The organism is Flavobacterium sp. FG68 (assembly GCF_057808895.1).
Map to the genome: position 1 here is coordinate 88555 of NZ_JBMDIY010000019.1, position 17004 is coordinate 105558.

General features: G+C 32.0%; 17 protein-coding genes. 8 read left to right on the top strand and 9 right to left on the bottom strand.

Going from position 1 to position 17004, the window contains the following annotated elements; genetic code table 11:
- Positions 1 to 3: 3 nt before the first annotated feature.
- Positions 4 to 1101, bottom strand: coding sequence for a glycosyltransferase (locus ACODSB_RS13665; protein ID WP_488937456.1), 1098 nt, complete (start codon positions 1099 to 1101; stop codon positions 4 to 6).
- Positions 1102 to 1317: 216 nt separating this feature from the next.
- Here ACODSB_RS13665 and ACODSB_RS13670 point away from each other — a divergent pair, with 216 nt between their 5' ends.
- Complete coding sequence (locus ACODSB_RS13670) at positions 1318 to 2217, top strand: glycosyltransferase family 2 protein (RefSeq protein WP_488937457.1); 900 nt, start codon at positions 1318 to 1320, stop codon at positions 2215 to 2217.
- A 159-nt stretch (positions 2218 to 2376) separates the two neighbouring features.
- On the opposite strand, the gene ACODSB_RS13675 is transcribed toward ACODSB_RS13670, so the two are convergent.
- The 8 genes from ACODSB_RS13675 to ACODSB_RS13710 form a co-directional block, all read right to left on the bottom strand.
- A complete protein-coding gene (locus ACODSB_RS13675; protein WP_488937458.1) occupies positions 2377 to 3123 on the bottom strand; it encodes an acyltransferase in 747 nt (248 codons plus the stop codon).
- The gene (locus tag ACODSB_RS13680; RefSeq protein ID WP_488937459.1) at positions 3110 to 4618 is read right to left on the bottom strand and encodes an oligosaccharide flippase family protein; all 1509 of its coding nucleotides are present in this window, start codon (positions 4616 to 4618) and stop codon (positions 3110 to 3112) included. The genes ACODSB_RS13675 and ACODSB_RS13680 overlap by 14 nt, the downstream gene beginning before the upstream one ends.
- Before the next feature lie 3 nt (positions 4619 to 4621).
- Positions 4622 to 5761: a DegT/DnrJ/EryC1/StrS family aminotransferase gene (locus ACODSB_RS13685; RefSeq protein WP_488937460.1), complete on the bottom strand. Its 1140-nt coding sequence runs from the start codon at positions 5759 to 5761 to the stop codon at positions 4622 to 4624.
- The gene (locus ACODSB_RS13690) at positions 5758 to 6708 is read right to left on the bottom strand and encodes a FemAB family protein (RefSeq protein ID WP_488937461.1); all 951 of its coding nucleotides are present in this window, start codon (positions 6706 to 6708) and stop codon (positions 5758 to 5760) included. Before ACODSB_RS13690 ends, ACODSB_RS13685 begins: the two co-directional genes overlap by 4 nt.
- A gap of 122 nt (positions 6709 to 6830) precedes the next feature.
- Entirely contained in the window at positions 6831 to 7433 is a 603-nt protein-coding gene (locus ACODSB_RS13695; RefSeq protein WP_053471006.1) for a trimeric intracellular cation channel family protein, read from the bottom strand.
- 68 nt (positions 7434 to 7501) lie between these two features.
- On the bottom strand, positions 7502 to 7975 hold the full coding sequence (locus ACODSB_RS13700; RefSeq protein ID WP_488937462.1) for a hypothetical protein: 474 nt from the start codon (positions 7973 to 7975) through the stop codon (positions 7502 to 7504).
- Positions 7976 to 8166: 191 nt separating this feature from the next.
- Positions 8167 to 8346, bottom strand: a complete 180-nt coding sequence (locus tag ACODSB_RS13705; RefSeq protein ID WP_488937463.1) for a hypothetical protein — start codon at positions 8344 to 8346, stop codon at positions 8167 to 8169.
- Between the two features lie 110 nt (positions 8347 to 8456).
- Positions 8457 to 9200, bottom strand: a complete 744-nt coding sequence (locus ACODSB_RS13710; protein ID WP_488937464.1) for an RDD family protein — start codon at positions 9198 to 9200, stop codon at positions 8457 to 8459.
- A gap of 20 nt (positions 9201 to 9220) precedes the next feature.
- Here ACODSB_RS13710 and ACODSB_RS13715 point away from each other — a divergent pair, with 20 nt between their 5' ends.
- The 7 genes from ACODSB_RS13715 (at position 9221) to ACODSB_RS13745 (ending at position 16955) form a co-directional block, all read left to right on the top strand.
- Entirely contained in the window at positions 9221 to 10201 is a 981-nt protein-coding gene (locus tag ACODSB_RS13715; RefSeq protein ID WP_488937465.1) for a stage II sporulation protein M, read from the top strand.
- Between the two features lie 11 nt (positions 10202 to 10212).
- Entirely contained in the window at positions 10213 to 10980 is a 768-nt protein-coding gene (locus ACODSB_RS13720) for a DUF4129 domain-containing protein (protein WP_488937466.1), read from the top strand.
- Entirely contained in the window at positions 10980 to 12185 is a 1206-nt protein-coding gene (locus ACODSB_RS13725) for a DUF4350 domain-containing protein (RefSeq protein ID WP_488937467.1), read from the top strand. Before ACODSB_RS13720 ends, ACODSB_RS13725 begins: the two co-directional genes overlap by 1 nt.
- Positions 12186 to 12309: 124 nt before the next feature.
- The gene (locus ACODSB_RS13730) at positions 12310 to 13323 is read left to right on the top strand and encodes an AAA family ATPase (RefSeq protein WP_488937468.1); all 1014 of its coding nucleotides are present in this window, start codon (positions 12310 to 12312) and stop codon (positions 13321 to 13323) included.
- 134 nt (positions 13324 to 13457) lie between these two features.
- Positions 13458 to 14789: a DUF58 domain-containing protein gene (locus tag ACODSB_RS13735; protein WP_488937469.1), complete on the top strand. Its 1332-nt coding sequence runs from the start codon at positions 13458 to 13460 to the stop codon at positions 14787 to 14789.
- Between the two features lie 104 nt (positions 14790 to 14893).
- Positions 14894 to 15979: a phosphoglyceromutase gene (locus ACODSB_RS13740; protein ID WP_488937470.1), complete on the top strand. Its 1086-nt coding sequence runs from the start codon at positions 14894 to 14896 to the stop codon at positions 15977 to 15979.
- A 187-nt stretch (positions 15980 to 16166) separates the two neighbouring features.
- Positions 16167 to 16955, top strand: coding sequence for a TrmH family RNA methyltransferase (locus tag ACODSB_RS13745; RefSeq protein ID WP_053471016.1), 789 nt, complete (start codon positions 16167 to 16169; stop codon positions 16953 to 16955).
- Positions 16956 to 17004 lie beyond the last annotated feature (49 nt).

The window sequence follows — 17004 nt, forward strand, 5'->3', positions numbered from 1 at the left end:
TTTTTAGTGTTCCTCAAGCAAATTTAACCATTGCTGACCAATTTTTTCTAATAAAAAAGGTTCAATACTTTTTAATGCATTTTTTTTACAATGCTGGTATAAACTTTCATCAACCGTAAATAAATTCATTGTTTCTGTTAATTTGTCCCAATTTTGATTCTCGACTAAAATACCGTTTTCAAAAGATGTAATCATATCTCTTGGCCCGAAATCACAATCAAAAGATACAACTGGAGTTTCGCAGGCTAAGGCTTCTAAAATCACATTTGGAAAACCTTCATTTTTACTGCATAAAACTAAAAATTTAGCTTTTTGTACATATTTAAACGGATTATTTTGATAGCCTAAAAGGTGAACAAACTGGGAAATATTATTTGCTGCAATTACTTTTTTGAGTTTTGTTTCGTTGCCATTTCCTATAATTACCAAATGAATTTGTTTTTGGGGTAAATGAGATTTGCTGTAACTTAAAATCAGTTTGTCAAATTGTTTAATTTCATTTTCATATTGGCCAATTGCGATTATAAAATCAAATTCCATTTCAATTTTTTCATCCTGCTTTTCTTTAATTTCTTTAAGATTCACCGGATTATGAATCGTAATTACATTTTGAAGTTTATGTGTACTTTCAATCAGCGTTTTCATTTCGTCTGTAATCGCCACATTAGCATAACAATAATTGTACATTAATCGTGTCAGCCATGAATTTTTGGGCATATAATGATCGATTAAAAAACTGTGAACAGTAAAAATAGTTTTGCTATTGTATATAAATCGGGCTAAAATAAGTTCCTGCAGTATTTTGGTACGAAAGCGGAAATCTATAATAAAATCAAACTGATTTTGGTTTAAATAATCACTTAAAATCTTTAACCTTTTGACTTTATTAAAAAATCCGTTGCTTTTATTTTTAAGCAATCCTAAGTTTACCAATTTTCCGGAATAGGGAAAACTCACTTCATCCAAAACAATAAGTATATCAACTTCAAATCCTTGGTTTTCAAAAAAAACAGACAAATTAGCCATTACTTTATCGCTTCCGCCTCCGCTTAAACGATAACCAATAATAGCAATTTTCTTTTTTTTGTGAGATGATATCATTCTTGATTTCTTATTTTCGTATCAAATATATCTTTTTTAACACATAGAAACATAAAAAGTGAGTCCAATGTTTGCGGGATATTTTTTAAGTCTTTTTTTCTTCAGCAACGAAAAATTGCTCGCAAAGACGCAAAGACGCTAAGTTTTATAAAAAACAAAACTTAAAAATAAAAATCTTTGCGAGATTAAAAAAAAAGTAAATACTCTAAAAACAATATGTACAATAATCCATTAGTAACTATTATATGCCTGTGCTATAACCATGAAAAATTTGTTTTGCAGAGTTTATTATCTGCTCTAAATCAGGATTATGCTTTTATTGAATTGATAATTGTTGATGATTTTAGTACTGATAATTCACGAGAAGTTATAAAAAACTGGATTGCAGCTTATCCTGAAATTCAATTTATTGAAAATGAAACTAATTTAGGAAGCACAAAATCCTTTAATAAAGCCCTAAAACTTGCTAAAGGTGAATATATTATTGATCTGGCATGCGATGATATTTTATTGCCAAATTGTGTTTCATTACAATTAAAAGCTTTCGAAAAAAACAGGTTTGAAAATCTTGGGATTGTTTACGGAAATGCTGAACTAATTAATGAAAAAGGCGATTCCTATTTTTATTTTTTCCCAGTTGATGAATCCAAAAAAACAATCGAAAAAAGAGAAACCGGAGACATTTATTTGAGTGTACTTTCGGGTGGAAATAGTATTTGCTCTGTTTCATCAATGGTTAAAAAATCGGTTTTTGATGATTTACAGGGTTATGATGAAAATCTGGCTTATGAAGATTTAGATTTATGGATTCGAGCTTCACGTAAATATGATTTTGATTATATCGATGAAATTTTAATTAAAAAACGAATTACAACAACATCTTTAGGAACTCATTTTCATATCAAAAACGATTCTCGATCCCGAAAAATCAATTATTCTACTTATTTGATTATCAAAAAAGCGATTCAATTAAACAGAACAAAACAAGAGCATAAAGCTATTTTAAAACGAATCCATTTTGAAATGTTTTTAAACTTTAAAACATCTAATTATAAGCTGCTGTCAAAATATATTCTTCTTGAAATAAAACAACGGTTTCGTATATTATTTAAATGATAAAACGATGTCTGGAATAGAACGCGGATTTTACAGATTCGCTAAAGCGAAGACGCGGATTGACACGGATTTTATTTTTTAAACAGATAATAAAAAATCCGTTTTAATCCGCGTCTTTACGAAGTAAATCCGTAAAATCCGCGTACCATAAACGCATTTTTAAATTGTCAAAAAATCATCCAGTTGTTGTTTTTCTCCGCTCCAATCGCGTGAAATATTACTTCGGATTAATTTAGCGGGAACGCCCCCAATTAAAATATTTTCGCCAAGCGAAGTATAATCTTTGGTACACAAACTATTTGATGCAACGGTGCAGAAATCTGGTGTTTGAGTTCCTTTTAAAACAGAGACCCTATTACTCATAAAATTATAATTCCCAATAGTAATTGGAGCTGATTTTTTAAGTTTTTCTCCGGTTTGAGTATCAATTAAATCATGGAAATTGGTGTCAATAATCTGTGATTCAGAACCAAAACGGGCATATTCTCCCAAAACTATTTTTTCGGTACAGATTATTTTTCCGCTGGAAGCAAGAGAAGCCATATTTCCGAGTTCGCAAACAGCATTTTCTCCAACGAAAACAAAACAATCTTTGCCAAATTGGAATTTTCCTTTAAAAATTAATTTCCCTAAAATATTGATTTCAGCAATTCCTTTATGAACGGTATTCAATTCATAAGGCTGACCAAAACCAATCATTCCTTTTTGGATTTTTCCGTCTAATTGAATTTCACCATAAATAGAAGTAAATTTTACTTTCCCGTAAAAGAAAACGGGTAGTTCTTTAGCGATTGCAAAAGGAAATTTCTTAAAGTTAAAATACAGCGTTTTGATCCAGTTTACTTTCCAGTAAAACTTTAGTCTATGATAAAATGATCTGCATTTTCTATAACTATTCTGAATCATTATTCTCTTTTTTTCGCTGAACAAATGACGTAAATATTTCGCTTAAATTCATCTTTTTATCAATATGATACAAACTAAAACCGAAAGATATCAAAATCATAGCCGATAATAATCCATATTTTAAAAGCGATGTTTCGATAAATCGCAATAAAAATGAAGCCGTGCAAATCACCAAACAAACCAAGTAAATTTGATAAAATTCTGTTTCAAAATAAAAATTATATCTTTTTTTAGTAATGATTTTTAAACCGATAAAATGACATAAAAAATAAAGGCAGAAACTAAAACCTAAACCTTCTAATCCGTAAAAATAATAACCTAAAACATTCATTACTAAAGACAAAACATTAAAACCAACGGCAGTTTTTATAAACATTTTAGAATCGCCTTTTGCAATTAAAATAAATCCCATTGCCCAGGAAACGGCGCGAAAAATCATTCCTAAAATCCCAATGCAGATCATGGGTAAAATAGCTTCAAACTTTAAGGTATAAAGCAGCTTAACGATAATTGGACTGAAAGCAAGAAACAAAACAATAATAGGCGTTATAATCAAAACCGAAATAAAAGCCTGCTGTTGTACGCTAACTCTAACTTTATCATTATCATAGTTTATAGAAGCCAATTTCGGGAAATAATCGGTACTCATAACCGTAAAAATAATTCCCACATAAGAGTTTAATAACGTAAATCCGGCGTTGTAAAATCCTACTTGTTCCAAACCTCCCGTTTTTCCAATATAAATTTGAATTAGATAAGCCGTCAAAAGCGTTAAAACACTACTTATGGTGAGCATAAAACCTAATTTTACAATTGATTTTCCTTCGGTTACAAAGACTTCTTTTGTAATTTCTCCTTTCTTGCTTTCTACCCGTACTTTAGTTGAATAATAAAACGAAAAAATCAATGAAGTTACGGATGCCAATAAAATAGTTGGAATTATAGCATCGATTTTAAAATAAATATAGAGCGGAATTGAAAACAATAATCCGAATAAATTTCCATAAAAATTGGCTTTCGCCAAAAACTTCAAATGTCTTAAACCTTGCAAAACAGCCAATTGTCCAGAAGATAATTGTTTGAATAAAATAGTAAGCGAAAGAAATACAAACGAATACGTTTGGCTGGAATCTCCAAAAGTCAGAATACTCAAAGCTTTTGAGAAAATTAAAGTCAGAACCATTCCTAATATTCCGGTAAAAAAAATAATTCTTTTTACAATCCGAATCGTTATCGAAACCATTCGAATATCGTCTTTATTGAAATTTTCTGAAATACTTTTGACAGCGCTGGTTTCGATTCCTAAACCCGAAACGCTGCTTAAAACACTCAACGTAGAATTTAGCAAAGCAATAATTCCCATTCCGGCTGGACCTATAAAAACGGCAATTAATTTGGTACGGATTATTGAAATTAAAATCGAAAAAAACTGAACGCCACCAAAAAGTGAAGTTGTTTTTAAAATCTGTTGATATGATTTTTTGCTATCAGTCACGAATTAATACTGATTTAGAATTTCGATAATATAATTTACTTCCGTTTCTGTCAAAACGGGACTCATTGGCAGACTCAAAACTTCATTGTGAATCTTTTCTGTAATAGGAAATGATAAGTTGTTCCAGTCTTTAAATGCGTTTTGTTTATGCGGCGGAACCGGATAATGAATGACGGTTTGAATATTATTTTCGGTCAAATATTGCTGTAAATGCTCTCTGTTTTTAGTTCTTATAACAAATAAATGAAAAACATGATTATTCGAAGAATCCCAAAACGGCAATTTAATTTTATCATTTTTAATTTCTGCTAAATAACGTTTTGCAACTGTTCTTCGCTTTTCATTATCAGCATCTAAATTGGGTAGTTTTTCGTTTAAAAATGCAGCTTGCAATTCATCTAATCTTGAATTTACGCCAATATATTCGTTATAATATTTTTTCTCAGAACCGTAATTGCGAAGCGAAAATAGCACTTTTGCTAATTCAGGATCGTTCGTGGTAATTGCGCCGCCGTCGCCAAGACAGCCTAAGTTTTTTCCTGGGTAAAAGCTGTGTGCCGACGCTCCTAAATGCTCTTCGACTTCGCTCAGAGTGACATCTTTATAATTTGGAATTTGGGTTTTAGAATTTTGGAATTTTGAAACTCCGTGTGATTGTGCCGCATCTTCTACAACAATAAGATTATGTTCTTCTGCAATCTCGTTTATTTTATCCATTTCGGCTAATTGTCCGTAAAGATGAACAGCTAAAATGGCTTTTGTTTTTGAGGTAATTTTTTCGGGAATTAAATCCGGATTGATGTTGTAGGTTTCTAATTTCGGTTCAACTAAAACCGGAATTAAATCGGCTTGTAAAATGGCTAGAATACTGGCAATATAAGTATTGGCAGGAACAATAACTTCATCGCCTTTTTTGAGTTTTCCCAGTTCAATATACCCTTTAAAAATCAAAACCAAAGCATCAAAACCGTTGCCTACTCCAATGCAATATTTGGTTTGGCAATATTCGGCAAAAGCTTTTTCGAAGTTTTCAGTTTCTTTTCCTAAAATGTACCAGCCATTGTCTAAAACCAATTTCAGTTTCTCCTGAAAAGCGGTTTCATAAGGTTCATTAATTTTTTTTAGATCTAGAAACGGTATCATTTTATATCCAATTTATAAAAATCCTGATTGTAAACTGCACAGCCTAATTCTTCTTTCTGCTTTAAAAGACCAGAATGATAACCGGATTCATTTTGTTCATTTACAATTCCCATATCAAAAAAATGTTTTCCTTTTCGTTTGTATCGGTGGATCAAATTAATGAATAAAAAATCTAACGCCCGTGTTTCTTCTCCTTTTTTAGAAGTGGCGCCATATTGTGATTTTACTACATTTTGGGTTTCAAAAATGGTTATTCCGGCAATAATTTCATCATTTTGATAAACTGAAAATTGTTTGATGTTTTTGGGGAATCGTTCTTTTAAAAGTGCTATTTCTTCTTTTGAATGAACGGGTTTTTCATTAAACTTTTCTAATAATCTCGGTTCTAAAACTTCATTCCAAAACGGTTTAAAATCTTCTTCTTCAATAATATCCAAATCAAGATTTTCAATTCTTCTAAAATGTTTTAATTTACTTTTTGAAATTTTTAGAGGTGAATTTAAATTGGCTGCCAAATTCATTTCTTTTCGTTCTAAAACTGCTCCTCTTTTAAATAAAAAAAAGTCAAGTTCCTGATTTCCTTCCGGAAAATAAAAAACGGGAATGGGTTTGTAATAAAAAGTTACAATCGCGTTTTCTTTCAAAAATAATAAAACCGAATCCAGAATTGATTCCGTTTTTTCGGCATTTAATTTAGACGAAAAAACCAAACCTCCATAAGTAAGTCCCTGATGTGAATAAATGCAGTTTTCTTTTTTATTGGCTGGCAGAATGGCTTTTAGTTTTTCTTCTTCAAAAATTAAAAGGGAAAAATCTTCAAACCGATCTTTATGATATTCCATAAAATCACGATGAAATAAAAACGTTGCATTTTTGGCCTGAACAATAAAGTCATTCCATAATTTGTAATCGTTTTGATCGTATTTTTTTACGGTGTATTTATTCATTTTTGGTGTTTGTTCTTTTGCCACGAATTTCACGAATTTTCACGAATAAAAGCCGCTTAATGAAATTTAATACAAAAGAAATTAGTGAAAATTAGTGTAATTCGTGGCAAACAAAAAAATCTTTATTTATGTTCAAAAGCCGGCAGATACCATTTATATTTTACCGCTAATAAACGAACTGAAATTATTACAACAGAAGTCACAAGGTACAAAACATCATCTTCTAAATTTAATTTCTTAAGTCCAAAGAATACGATACCGCCAAAAATACAGATTGTTGCATAGATTTCTCTTCTAAAAATCGTTGGAATTTCGGTACACAAAATATCCCGAATTACACCGCCAAAACAAGCTGTCATGGTTCCTAAAGCCACACAAATTACAGGATGAAGCCCTGTTAAAATTCCTCTTTCAAGACCAATTAAGGTAAAAACCCCTAAACCAATGGTATCAAAAAGAAACAGCGAAGTTCTCAGTTTGTCAAACTTTTTTCTGAAGATAATAGCCAGAAAAAAACCTAAAATAATAACATAAACATATTGAAGATTCATCATCCAGCCCACTGGAGTTCTTCCAATTAAAACATCACGAAGCGTTCCGCCGCCTACAGCGGTAACAAATGCAATGATAAAAACCCCAAACGGATCGAGTCTTTTATGCATCGCAGTTAATGCTCCCGACATTGCAAATGCCATTGTGCCAATAATATCTAATAAGTGAAACATGCTTTAAGGTGCAAAAATTTAAAGGTGCAGAGATACAAAGATTAAATTAATTGCAGCTCCTCAATTTGTTATTTTTTTGTATAAATAGGGCTTCTTTTTAATAAATAGGTAATCGAATCCATCCAGCTGTCTTTTATTGCCAAAAACGGTTTACGAGTTTGCGAATATATTTTTGAAGCATTTTTATACATGTCAAAATAAACCGTGTAATAGTAGTAAACCTGTGTGCTTGCGGTTGTTGTCGAAACATCGTTGGTTTTAACCTTCTTATTATTGTCGCTTACTTTTGCGTCTCCGCTGCTGTAAGTTGTCGCCGTTGTTCCTGAATTTATGGTATAGGAAACTTTTGCTGCTACAATATTATCGACTCCAAGAATTTTTTCAAGATCTTCAATTGGTGTTTCATCAATATTGTTGTGATCAATTCCCGCTTTGTGCAGTAAACTATTTGTAGTTCTTAAATCCTGAACCGTCAGCGGAAAAATATTCGATGATTTATCAATCAGTTTATTGTAAAGATCATTTTGGGCAAATTTTGCCATATCTTCTGAGCTTTCCTGTGTATCTGAATTTAAATACGGAACCGGAAGTACTGCAATTGTATTGGGTTTTACCTCTGCTGCAGCAATAACTGCCGAATTAGAAGAAGAGTTATTTCCCTGACTTACATCAAAAGTCTGCGAACGCCCGCTTGCAAAATCGATTCTGGCTATTTGAGAAACATCAAGAGATATTACCAGCGTTTCTCCGGGTAAAGAATATTCAACTGTTTTATCAGATATTTGCTAATTGTACCTTCAATAATCTGATAATCTCTTTTAATAATTTTATCTAATTTTTTTCCGCCTTGAGCAAAACTAAAAACGGATACAAAAAACAGTAATAATACGGCAGTTAATTTTTTAATCATCATATCATTTAGAATTTAATTTATAATCAGATTTTCCACGTCTGATAAATTTATAAAATTTAAACGGATAATTAACACTAAGAAACACAATGAATTAACTCTTTATCAATTCATTACATATGCTGCGTATAGAAATTGTAATCTTTTAAAATTACCCTGATAAAATCGTTATTATTTCCTGATTGATTTTTGATTCCGGTTACGCCTTCAATTTTTGCAACCAGTTTATAGATAATTTCGTGATCATTTTTAGCCAGCGCACTTTGATATGTTTCCTTAATAATTCGCATATCATTATCAGATAATTTAATTACCAAAGGATAAGTTGGCACATAAGCCTCGCCAATATCTTCCAGAATGGTATGGCTGATATTAATTTTGTTCTTTAAAGTAATTACGGCTGTTCCGGCTGCCATATCTCCTAATCGCTGTGATTTTTTACTTGAAGCCACAGCAATTAAACCAATTATTCCGTTGAATAAACTAAAATCAATAATCCTAAAAAACCAGCGAATTAGGTAATCGCCAAAACTTGCCTGATAACCATCTATTTTTACGACTTTTATTTTTACCAGTTTTTTCCCAAAGGACTGTCCTTCAAAAATACTTTCTAAAGTTATCGAGTAAATAATCAGTGGAAAAAACAACACCAAAAATATAGCTCCTCTGGACCAGGAATCTAAATTTGTCATGAGCCTATCGATGTCGATCCAGTAAAAAAACACCCAAATAATGAAGAATATATACGAAATTTTAATGCCTGCGTCAATGAAATAAGCACCTAATCGCTCGCCTACAGAGGCAGCGACAAAATTTATTTTGACATTTTGTGTTGTGTTAATAGATAATTCTGACATATTTTATATTTTAGCCCTCAATGAGAGAAGTTGCCTTTATAAAACAAAATAAAGAAAAATGGCTGGAATTTGAGCTAGCTATTTTCGGTAAAGCTAAGAAAAATCCTGACGAATTAGCTAATTTGTACATTCAATTAATGAATGATCTTTCCTATGCTCAAACTTATTACCCTAAAAGTAAGACAGTTATCTATTTAAATCATTTGGCTTCACAGATTTATCAAAAGATTTATAAAACGAAGCGAACGGAGAAAAACAGAATTGTAGAGTTTTTTAAAATAGAAGTGCCGCTTTTGCTTTTTGAATACAAAAGATATCTTTTATACGCTTTTGTACTCTTTTTTGCCACCGTTGCAATGGGAGTTGTTTCTGCACGCTACGATCCAAATTTCGTTCGGTTGATATTAGGCGACGATTATGTCAATATGACTTTAGAAAATATCAAGAAAGGAAATCCAATGGCCGTTTATGGCTCTGGTTCTAACTGGGGAAGCTTTGTAGGCATTACAATGAATAATCTTTATGTTGGCGCAAAATGTTATATGTATGGAATTTTTGCGGGAATTGGAACGTTTTTGGTAGCAATGAACAATGGTATCATGCTTGGCTCCTTTCAATATTTCTTTTACGAGCAAAATGTTTTCTGGAAAAGTGTACGCGGTATCTGGATTCATGGCGCAATGGAAATTTTTGGTATTGTAATTGAAACTGCTGCCGGATTTATTTTGGGTGCCTCTATCTTGTTCCCTAAAACCTATTCAAGAATTAATTCTTTTAAAATTGGTTTTAAAAACAGTTTTAAAATATTTTTAAGCACTTTCCCTTTTACCATTGGCGCAGGTTTTCTTGAAGGATTTATTACAAGATATTCTATCGATATGCCCAACTGGTTAAGCAGTTTTATAATATTATTTACTTTAGGAATAATTTCATTTTATTACTTGGTTTACCCTACTATTGTTTACAAAAAAGTGTATAAATTATCAGCCAAAACGAATTAATTAAACCAGTAATGAATAAAATTTTATTTATTTTATCTTTTTTCCTTTTCTGCAGTGTTTCGAATGCGCAGGATTCTTTGGTGACGGAAGATCCTCCAAAAATTGCTGCGATAAAATACACTGAAAAAGATATTCAAATTGATTCAGACTCAATTGAAGGCAGGACTTTTTCAAAAAATTACCAGAAAAAATATACCGATCCAGATTTTGTTTACGAACATAAAGCTCCGGAAAAAAGCCTTTGGGATCGTTTTAAAGACTGGCTTGCAAGTATCTTTAGAAGTCTGTTTTCGTTTAGTACAACCGAAGCTTCTTTAAACTTTGTAGGTATATTGATCAGGGTTATTTTGACGTTAGGAGTTATTTTGATGATTTATTTAATCGTTAAAGCAATTATTAATAAAGAAGGACAATGGATTTTTGGCAAAAATTCTAACAAAAGAACCGTTTATTATTCTGATATCGAGAAAAACATTCACCTTTTAGATTTCGAAAAACTGATCAAAGAAAGTCTAGAATCAGGCGAAAAACGTGCGGCAATTCGATACTATTATCTTTGGCTTTTAAAAATAATGGCCCAGAATAATTATATCGAATGGGATATCGAAAAAACAAATTCAGATTATTTATATGAGCTTCAAAGACCTGCTCATAGAGAAGAATTTACATATTTGTCATATCTCTACAATTACATTTGGTATGGTGAATTTGAAATTGATGAAACCACTTTCAACAAGGCACAGAGTAGATTTAAGAATGCAATAAAAACCTTTAGTTAATGAATAAGAATATAAAAATATACATTTCTGTTCTGGTTTTTATTTTTATCTTAATTCTGGTTTCAGATTACGACAAACCAAAACCTATCGACTGGCGTCCAACCTACTCTGTCAATGACAAAATCCCTTTTGGGTTATATGTTTTTGATAAAGAAATTGGCGGTATTTTAAAAAAGCAAAAAATCCAAAGAATTTCAACTGTAACGCCTTATGAATTTTTAGATTCAAAATACGATGAAGATTCATTAGTCGAAACTTATTCTGTAAAAGGAACTTTTGTTAATATTTCTGTACAGAATAATATTGACGATCAGTCAATGAAAGAAATTATGTATTTCGTTTCACACGGAAATAATGCTTTTTTAAGTATGGCAAATTTCCCAAAACCTTTATTGGATAGTTTGAAGTTTGAATATACTTCAAATTTCCGTCCCACAGATAGTTCATTAGTCTGGATGGCAAATAAAAAACTGAGTCGAAAAGCATACAAATCAACAGGCGATATTGCCGATTATTTTTCTAAGATTGACACTTTAAACACCATTATTTTAGGTTATCAGGGAAATCCAAAAAAGAAGAAAAACATCAATTTTATAAAAGTTCCTTATAAAAACGGAAATTTCTTTCTGCACATACATCCCGTTGCTTTTACAAATTATAATCTGCTCAAAAAGGATCGTTATCAATATGCTGAAAATGTGCTTTCGTATATTCCAAAAGGAGATGTTTTTTGGTACACAAAATTGCAGACAGATGAAAATATTTCCGGGTCGCCGCTTCGGTATATATATAGTCAGCCGGCCTTAGCATGGGCTTTCTATTTATTCCTGATTGGCATGTTGATTTTTATGATATTTAATGCCAAAAGAAAACAGAGAATTGTTCCTATTTTGCAGCCATTATCCAATTTGACAATTGATTTTACCAAAACAATTGGTAATTTGTACTATCAGGAAGGCGATCACAAGAATATAATTGATAAAAAAATCATTTATTTCTTAGAAAGAATCAGAACCGAATATTTAATCGATACCACAAAACTGGACGACGAGTTTGTCAAAAAACTGCATCATAAAACAGGTAAAGACGAAAAAGATATTCAGGAACTCGTATTTTTAATTAACGAACACCGAAATAGTTATCATGACAGTATTGAACAGGATTTAATCCGAATTAATAATGCAATCGAAAAAATTATACATTAAATAAAATACTTGCAGCAGAGTTAAGATTGATATATTTAGAAAAATCATTTTAATTCTTTTATCCCGATAGCTATCGGGAGTGGCAAAAAAAATAAAATAAAACGAATTAAAAAACACACCAAACATGGACGATATTAATACACCAGAAACAGAAATCACAAATGAAAATGTGAATTTTGAAACCAGAATAAATTTAGCTCCTCTTTTAGAGCATGTAAACGCCATTAAAAAAGAAATCGAAACCGTAATTGTGGGACAGCATAAAATGGTTGACCAGCTTTTGGTTGCGATTTTATCAAACGGTCACGTTTTACTGGAAGGTGTTCCCGGAGTTGCCAAAACTATTACAGCAAAGTTATTAGCAAAAACATTAAATATTGATTTTAGCCGAATTCAGTTTACACCGGATTTAATGCCATCTGATATTTTAGGAACATCTATTTTCAATTTAAAAAGTTCAGAATTTGAATTTAAAAAAGGGCCAATTTTCTCTAATTTAATTTTAATTGACGAGATCAACCGTGCGCCGGCAAAAACTCAAGCTGCACTTTTTGAAGTTATGGAAGAACGCCAAATTACAATTGACGGTTCCGGATATAAATTAGAAACTCCATTTTTGGTAATCGCAACGCAAAACCCAATTGAGCAGGAAGGAACTTACCGTTTGCCGGAAGCACAATTAGACCGTTTCTTATTCAAAATCACAATCGATTATCCAAAATTAAACGAAGAAATCCTGATTATTCAGAGAGAGCATTTATTGCAGGATCACGGAAAATTAGAAGCTATTCAAACACTGCTTTCTTCTGCAGAAATAAACCAATATCAGGCTTTAGTTAAACAAATTAGAGTAGAACAAAACCTATTGGAATATATCGCAAGAATCGTAGTAAACACACGTGAAAATGCCCTTTTATATTTAGGAGCTTCGCCTCGTGCATCGATTGCTATTTTGAACGCTTCAAAAGGTTTCGCTGCTATTCGCGGACGTGATTTCGTTACTCCGGAAGATATTAAAGAAGCTGCAATTCCAGTTTTACAGCACCGTGTTATCGTTGCTCCGGAACGTGAAATGGAAGGAATTACAAGTTCTGAAATTATCAAACAAATTATCGAAACTGTAGAGATTCCTAGGTAATTCTCTGTTCCTGCGAGGTTTTCAAAACCTCGTAGGTATTAATTATATAATTTATTCTAAGCCAAAAACACCTACAAGGTTTTAAAAACCTTGCAGGAGAACTTGAAACTTAAAACCTGAAACTATAAAAAACAGTGAAGTTTATAAAAAGTCTATATCTCAATAATTTCTTCTTCTATGTGCTTTTGGGCATTATAGCATTATTTGTCTGCGCTTTTATTTTTCCGAATTTGTACAACGCAGTTTGGTTTATTGTTTTGGTTTTGATCACTTTTTTAGGTTTGGATATTTTAATATTATATCTGGCCAAAACAGGAATTGAAGCCGAGAGAATTACACCCGAAAAGCTTTCAAATGGAGATTTAAACCCAATAAACATCAAAATCAGGAATCATTATACTTTTCCAATTTTGGTCAGGATAATTGATGAAATTCCGTTTCAATTTCAGGTTCGTAATTTTAAAATTGCAAAAAAAGTAAAAGCATCCGAAGAAAAAGAAATTGGATATGATCTTCGTCCAACCGAACGCGGCGAATATCATTTTGGTTATTTAAACATTTACGTTTCTTCGCCATTAAGATTGATTTCAAGAAGATTTTCTTTTGCAAAAGATCAAATGGTGCCGACTTATCCGTCTTATATTCAATTAAGAAAATACGATTTAATAGCATTTTCGAATAATTTGTATCAATACGGAATCAAGAAAATCCGCCGAATTGGTCATACCATGGAATTTGAACAAATTAAAGAATATGTTCAGGGCGATGATCTTCGAACTTTAAACTGGAAAGCTACAGCAAAGAAAAATGCTTTGATGGTGAATCAGTTTCAGGACGAAAAATCGCAATCTGTTTATTTGGCAATTGATAAAGGACGCGTTATGCAAATGCCTTTTGACGGTTTAAGTTTACTGGATTATGCAATAAATTCAACGTTAGTTTTATCAAATGTAATTTTGAAAAAACAAGATAAAGCCGGAATTTTTGCCTTTTCTAAAAAAGTAGAAAACAGAGTTTTTGCAGAAAGAAGAGGTTCGCAGATGCAAAAAATCCTTGAAACTTTATACAACATCAAAACCGACTTTTTTGAAAGCGATTACAGCCGATTGTATGTTGATATCAAGAAAAACATCAACCAAAGAAGTTTGATTATTCTGTATACAAATTTCGAAACCATGGACGGTTTACATCGCCAACTTCCCTATTTAAAAGGAATTGCGAAAAGCCATTTACTAGTTGTTGTCTTTTTTCAGAATACGGAATTAAACGCTATCATCAATAAAAAAACCGATACTATTCAGGAAGTTTACGATAAAGTAATTGCCGAAAAATTCATGTTTGAAAAACGTCTTATCGCAAACGAATTGAAGAAATACGGAATACATTCGGTTTTAACGCAGCCTGAGAATTTGACTTTGGATGCTATTAATAAGTATTTGGAGATTAAAGCGAGAGGGATTTTGTAGTTTTTGTGCTCTGTTAATTAATGGTTATATTTAAAAATATGAATTAAGTTGATTTGAATTATTGATTAGTTTTGGATATCAAATAACTTCTAAATCATTAAAAAATGAAAAAAGCAATCCTAATTGTATTCATTTTAACCAGCCTATTTTGTTCTGCACAAAAAACAGAAAACATTATTATCATTACTACTGATGGTTTTAGATGGCAGGAAGTTTTTAAAGGATTAGATCCGGCGATTGCCAATGATAAAAAATTCAATCAGGGAGACAGTACTTATATTTATAAAAAATACTCTGCTACAGATTTTGCAGGATCACGTCAAAAAATCATGCCTTTTTTCTGGACAGAAATTGCTTCGAAAGGACAAATTTATGGAAATCGCGACCTTGGAAGTAAAGTAGATGTTTCAAATCCGTATTGGTTTAGTTATCCTGGCTATAGCGAAATCATGACCGGAAATGTTGACGTTCAGATAAATTCTAACGGTTACAAACCTAATCCAAACGTAAATGTTCTGGAATTTCTAAATAAACAATCTAAACTAAAAGGAAAAGTTGCTGCTTTTGGTGCGTGGGACGCTTTTGACCGAATTTTAAATGAGGAAAGAAGTGGTTTTCCTGTAATTTCTGCTTTTGATAATGTAGGCGGAAATAAACCTACGGCATCTCAAAAACTATTAAACGAAATGCGAAATAATTCGTTCAAACCTTTTCATGAAGATGAATGCCTTGATGTTTTTACGCATTATGAGGCAATGGACGAACTTAAAACCAAGAAACCAAAAGTGCTGTATATCTCTTACGGTGAAACCGACGAATGGGCGCATCATGGTCATTACAGATCGTATCTTGACGCCGTAAATCAGGTAGATAAATGGATTAAAGAAATCTGGGATTTTGTACAAAATGATCCACAGTACAAAAACAAGACAACTATATTTATAACCGTTGATCACGGCCGCGGCGACAAAATAAAATCACAATGGACAGATCACGGAGCTGATATTGAAGGTGCATCACAAATTTGGTTTGCAGCAATGGGACCAGAAATTGCCCCAAAAGGTGAAATCAAAACAGATTCACAATTGTACCAAAAACAATTCGCCCAGACTTTCGCCAAAATCATGGGATACAATTTCACCACAGATCATCCTATTGAAACTGAAGTTAAAGAACTTTTTGACAAATAGTTTTTTTCGCCACAAATTACACGAATTTTCACGAATTATAATTGAACATAATCAAAAGAAATTAGTGAAAATTCGTGTAATTCGTGGCAAAAACCATAACAACTCAAAAGCTACAAGGTTTTAAAAACCTTGCAGGAAGAAAAAATCTCAGTACCTTAGCGCCTTAGAATCTTAGTCGCTCAAAAAAATGAAACAAATAACTTCAGTTCAAAATCCGTTTATAAAATCGCTTGCTTTATTACAGGAAAAAGCAAAAGCCAGAAAACAAACCGGAACATTTTTAATTGAAGGACAACGCGAAATTTCATTAGCCATAAAAGGCGGTTACGAAATTGAAACCGTTTTATTTTTACCCGATTTAGTTACTGAAAACCAGATCAATAAATTAGTTTCGTCATCGGTACAATTAATCGAAATCAACAAAGAAGTTTACCAAAAACTAGCTTATCGCGATACAACCGAAGGTATTTTGGCTGTAGCCAAAACCAAATCCTTAAAATTATCTGATTTAAAATTATCTGATAATCCATTAATTTTAGTGGCCGAATCTCTGGAAAAACCCGGAAATGTGGGTGCTGTTTTACGTACCGCAGATGCCGCAAATCTTGATGCCGTTTTAATTGCAGATCCAAAAAGCGATTTATACAACCCGAATATTGTACGCTCCAGCGTTGGCTGTTTATTTACCAACCAAATCGCAACCGGAACAACCGAAGAAATCATTGCTTTTTTAAAAGAAAAAAAGATCAGTTTTTATTCGGCTACTTTGCAAAATTCAACTTCCTATCATACCCAAAACTTCACTACTCCAACCGCTTTGGTTGTTGGCACAGAAGCGACCGGCTTAACGCAAAAATGGCGTGACGAAGCAACACAAAATATCATTATCCCAATGCAAGGCGAAATCGACAGCATGAATGTTTCTGTCGCTGCAGCTATTTTAATTTTTGAAGCAAAAAGACAAAGAGGGTTTTAGATTTTAGATTTTAGATTTTAGATTTTAGATTTTAGATTTTAGATTTTAG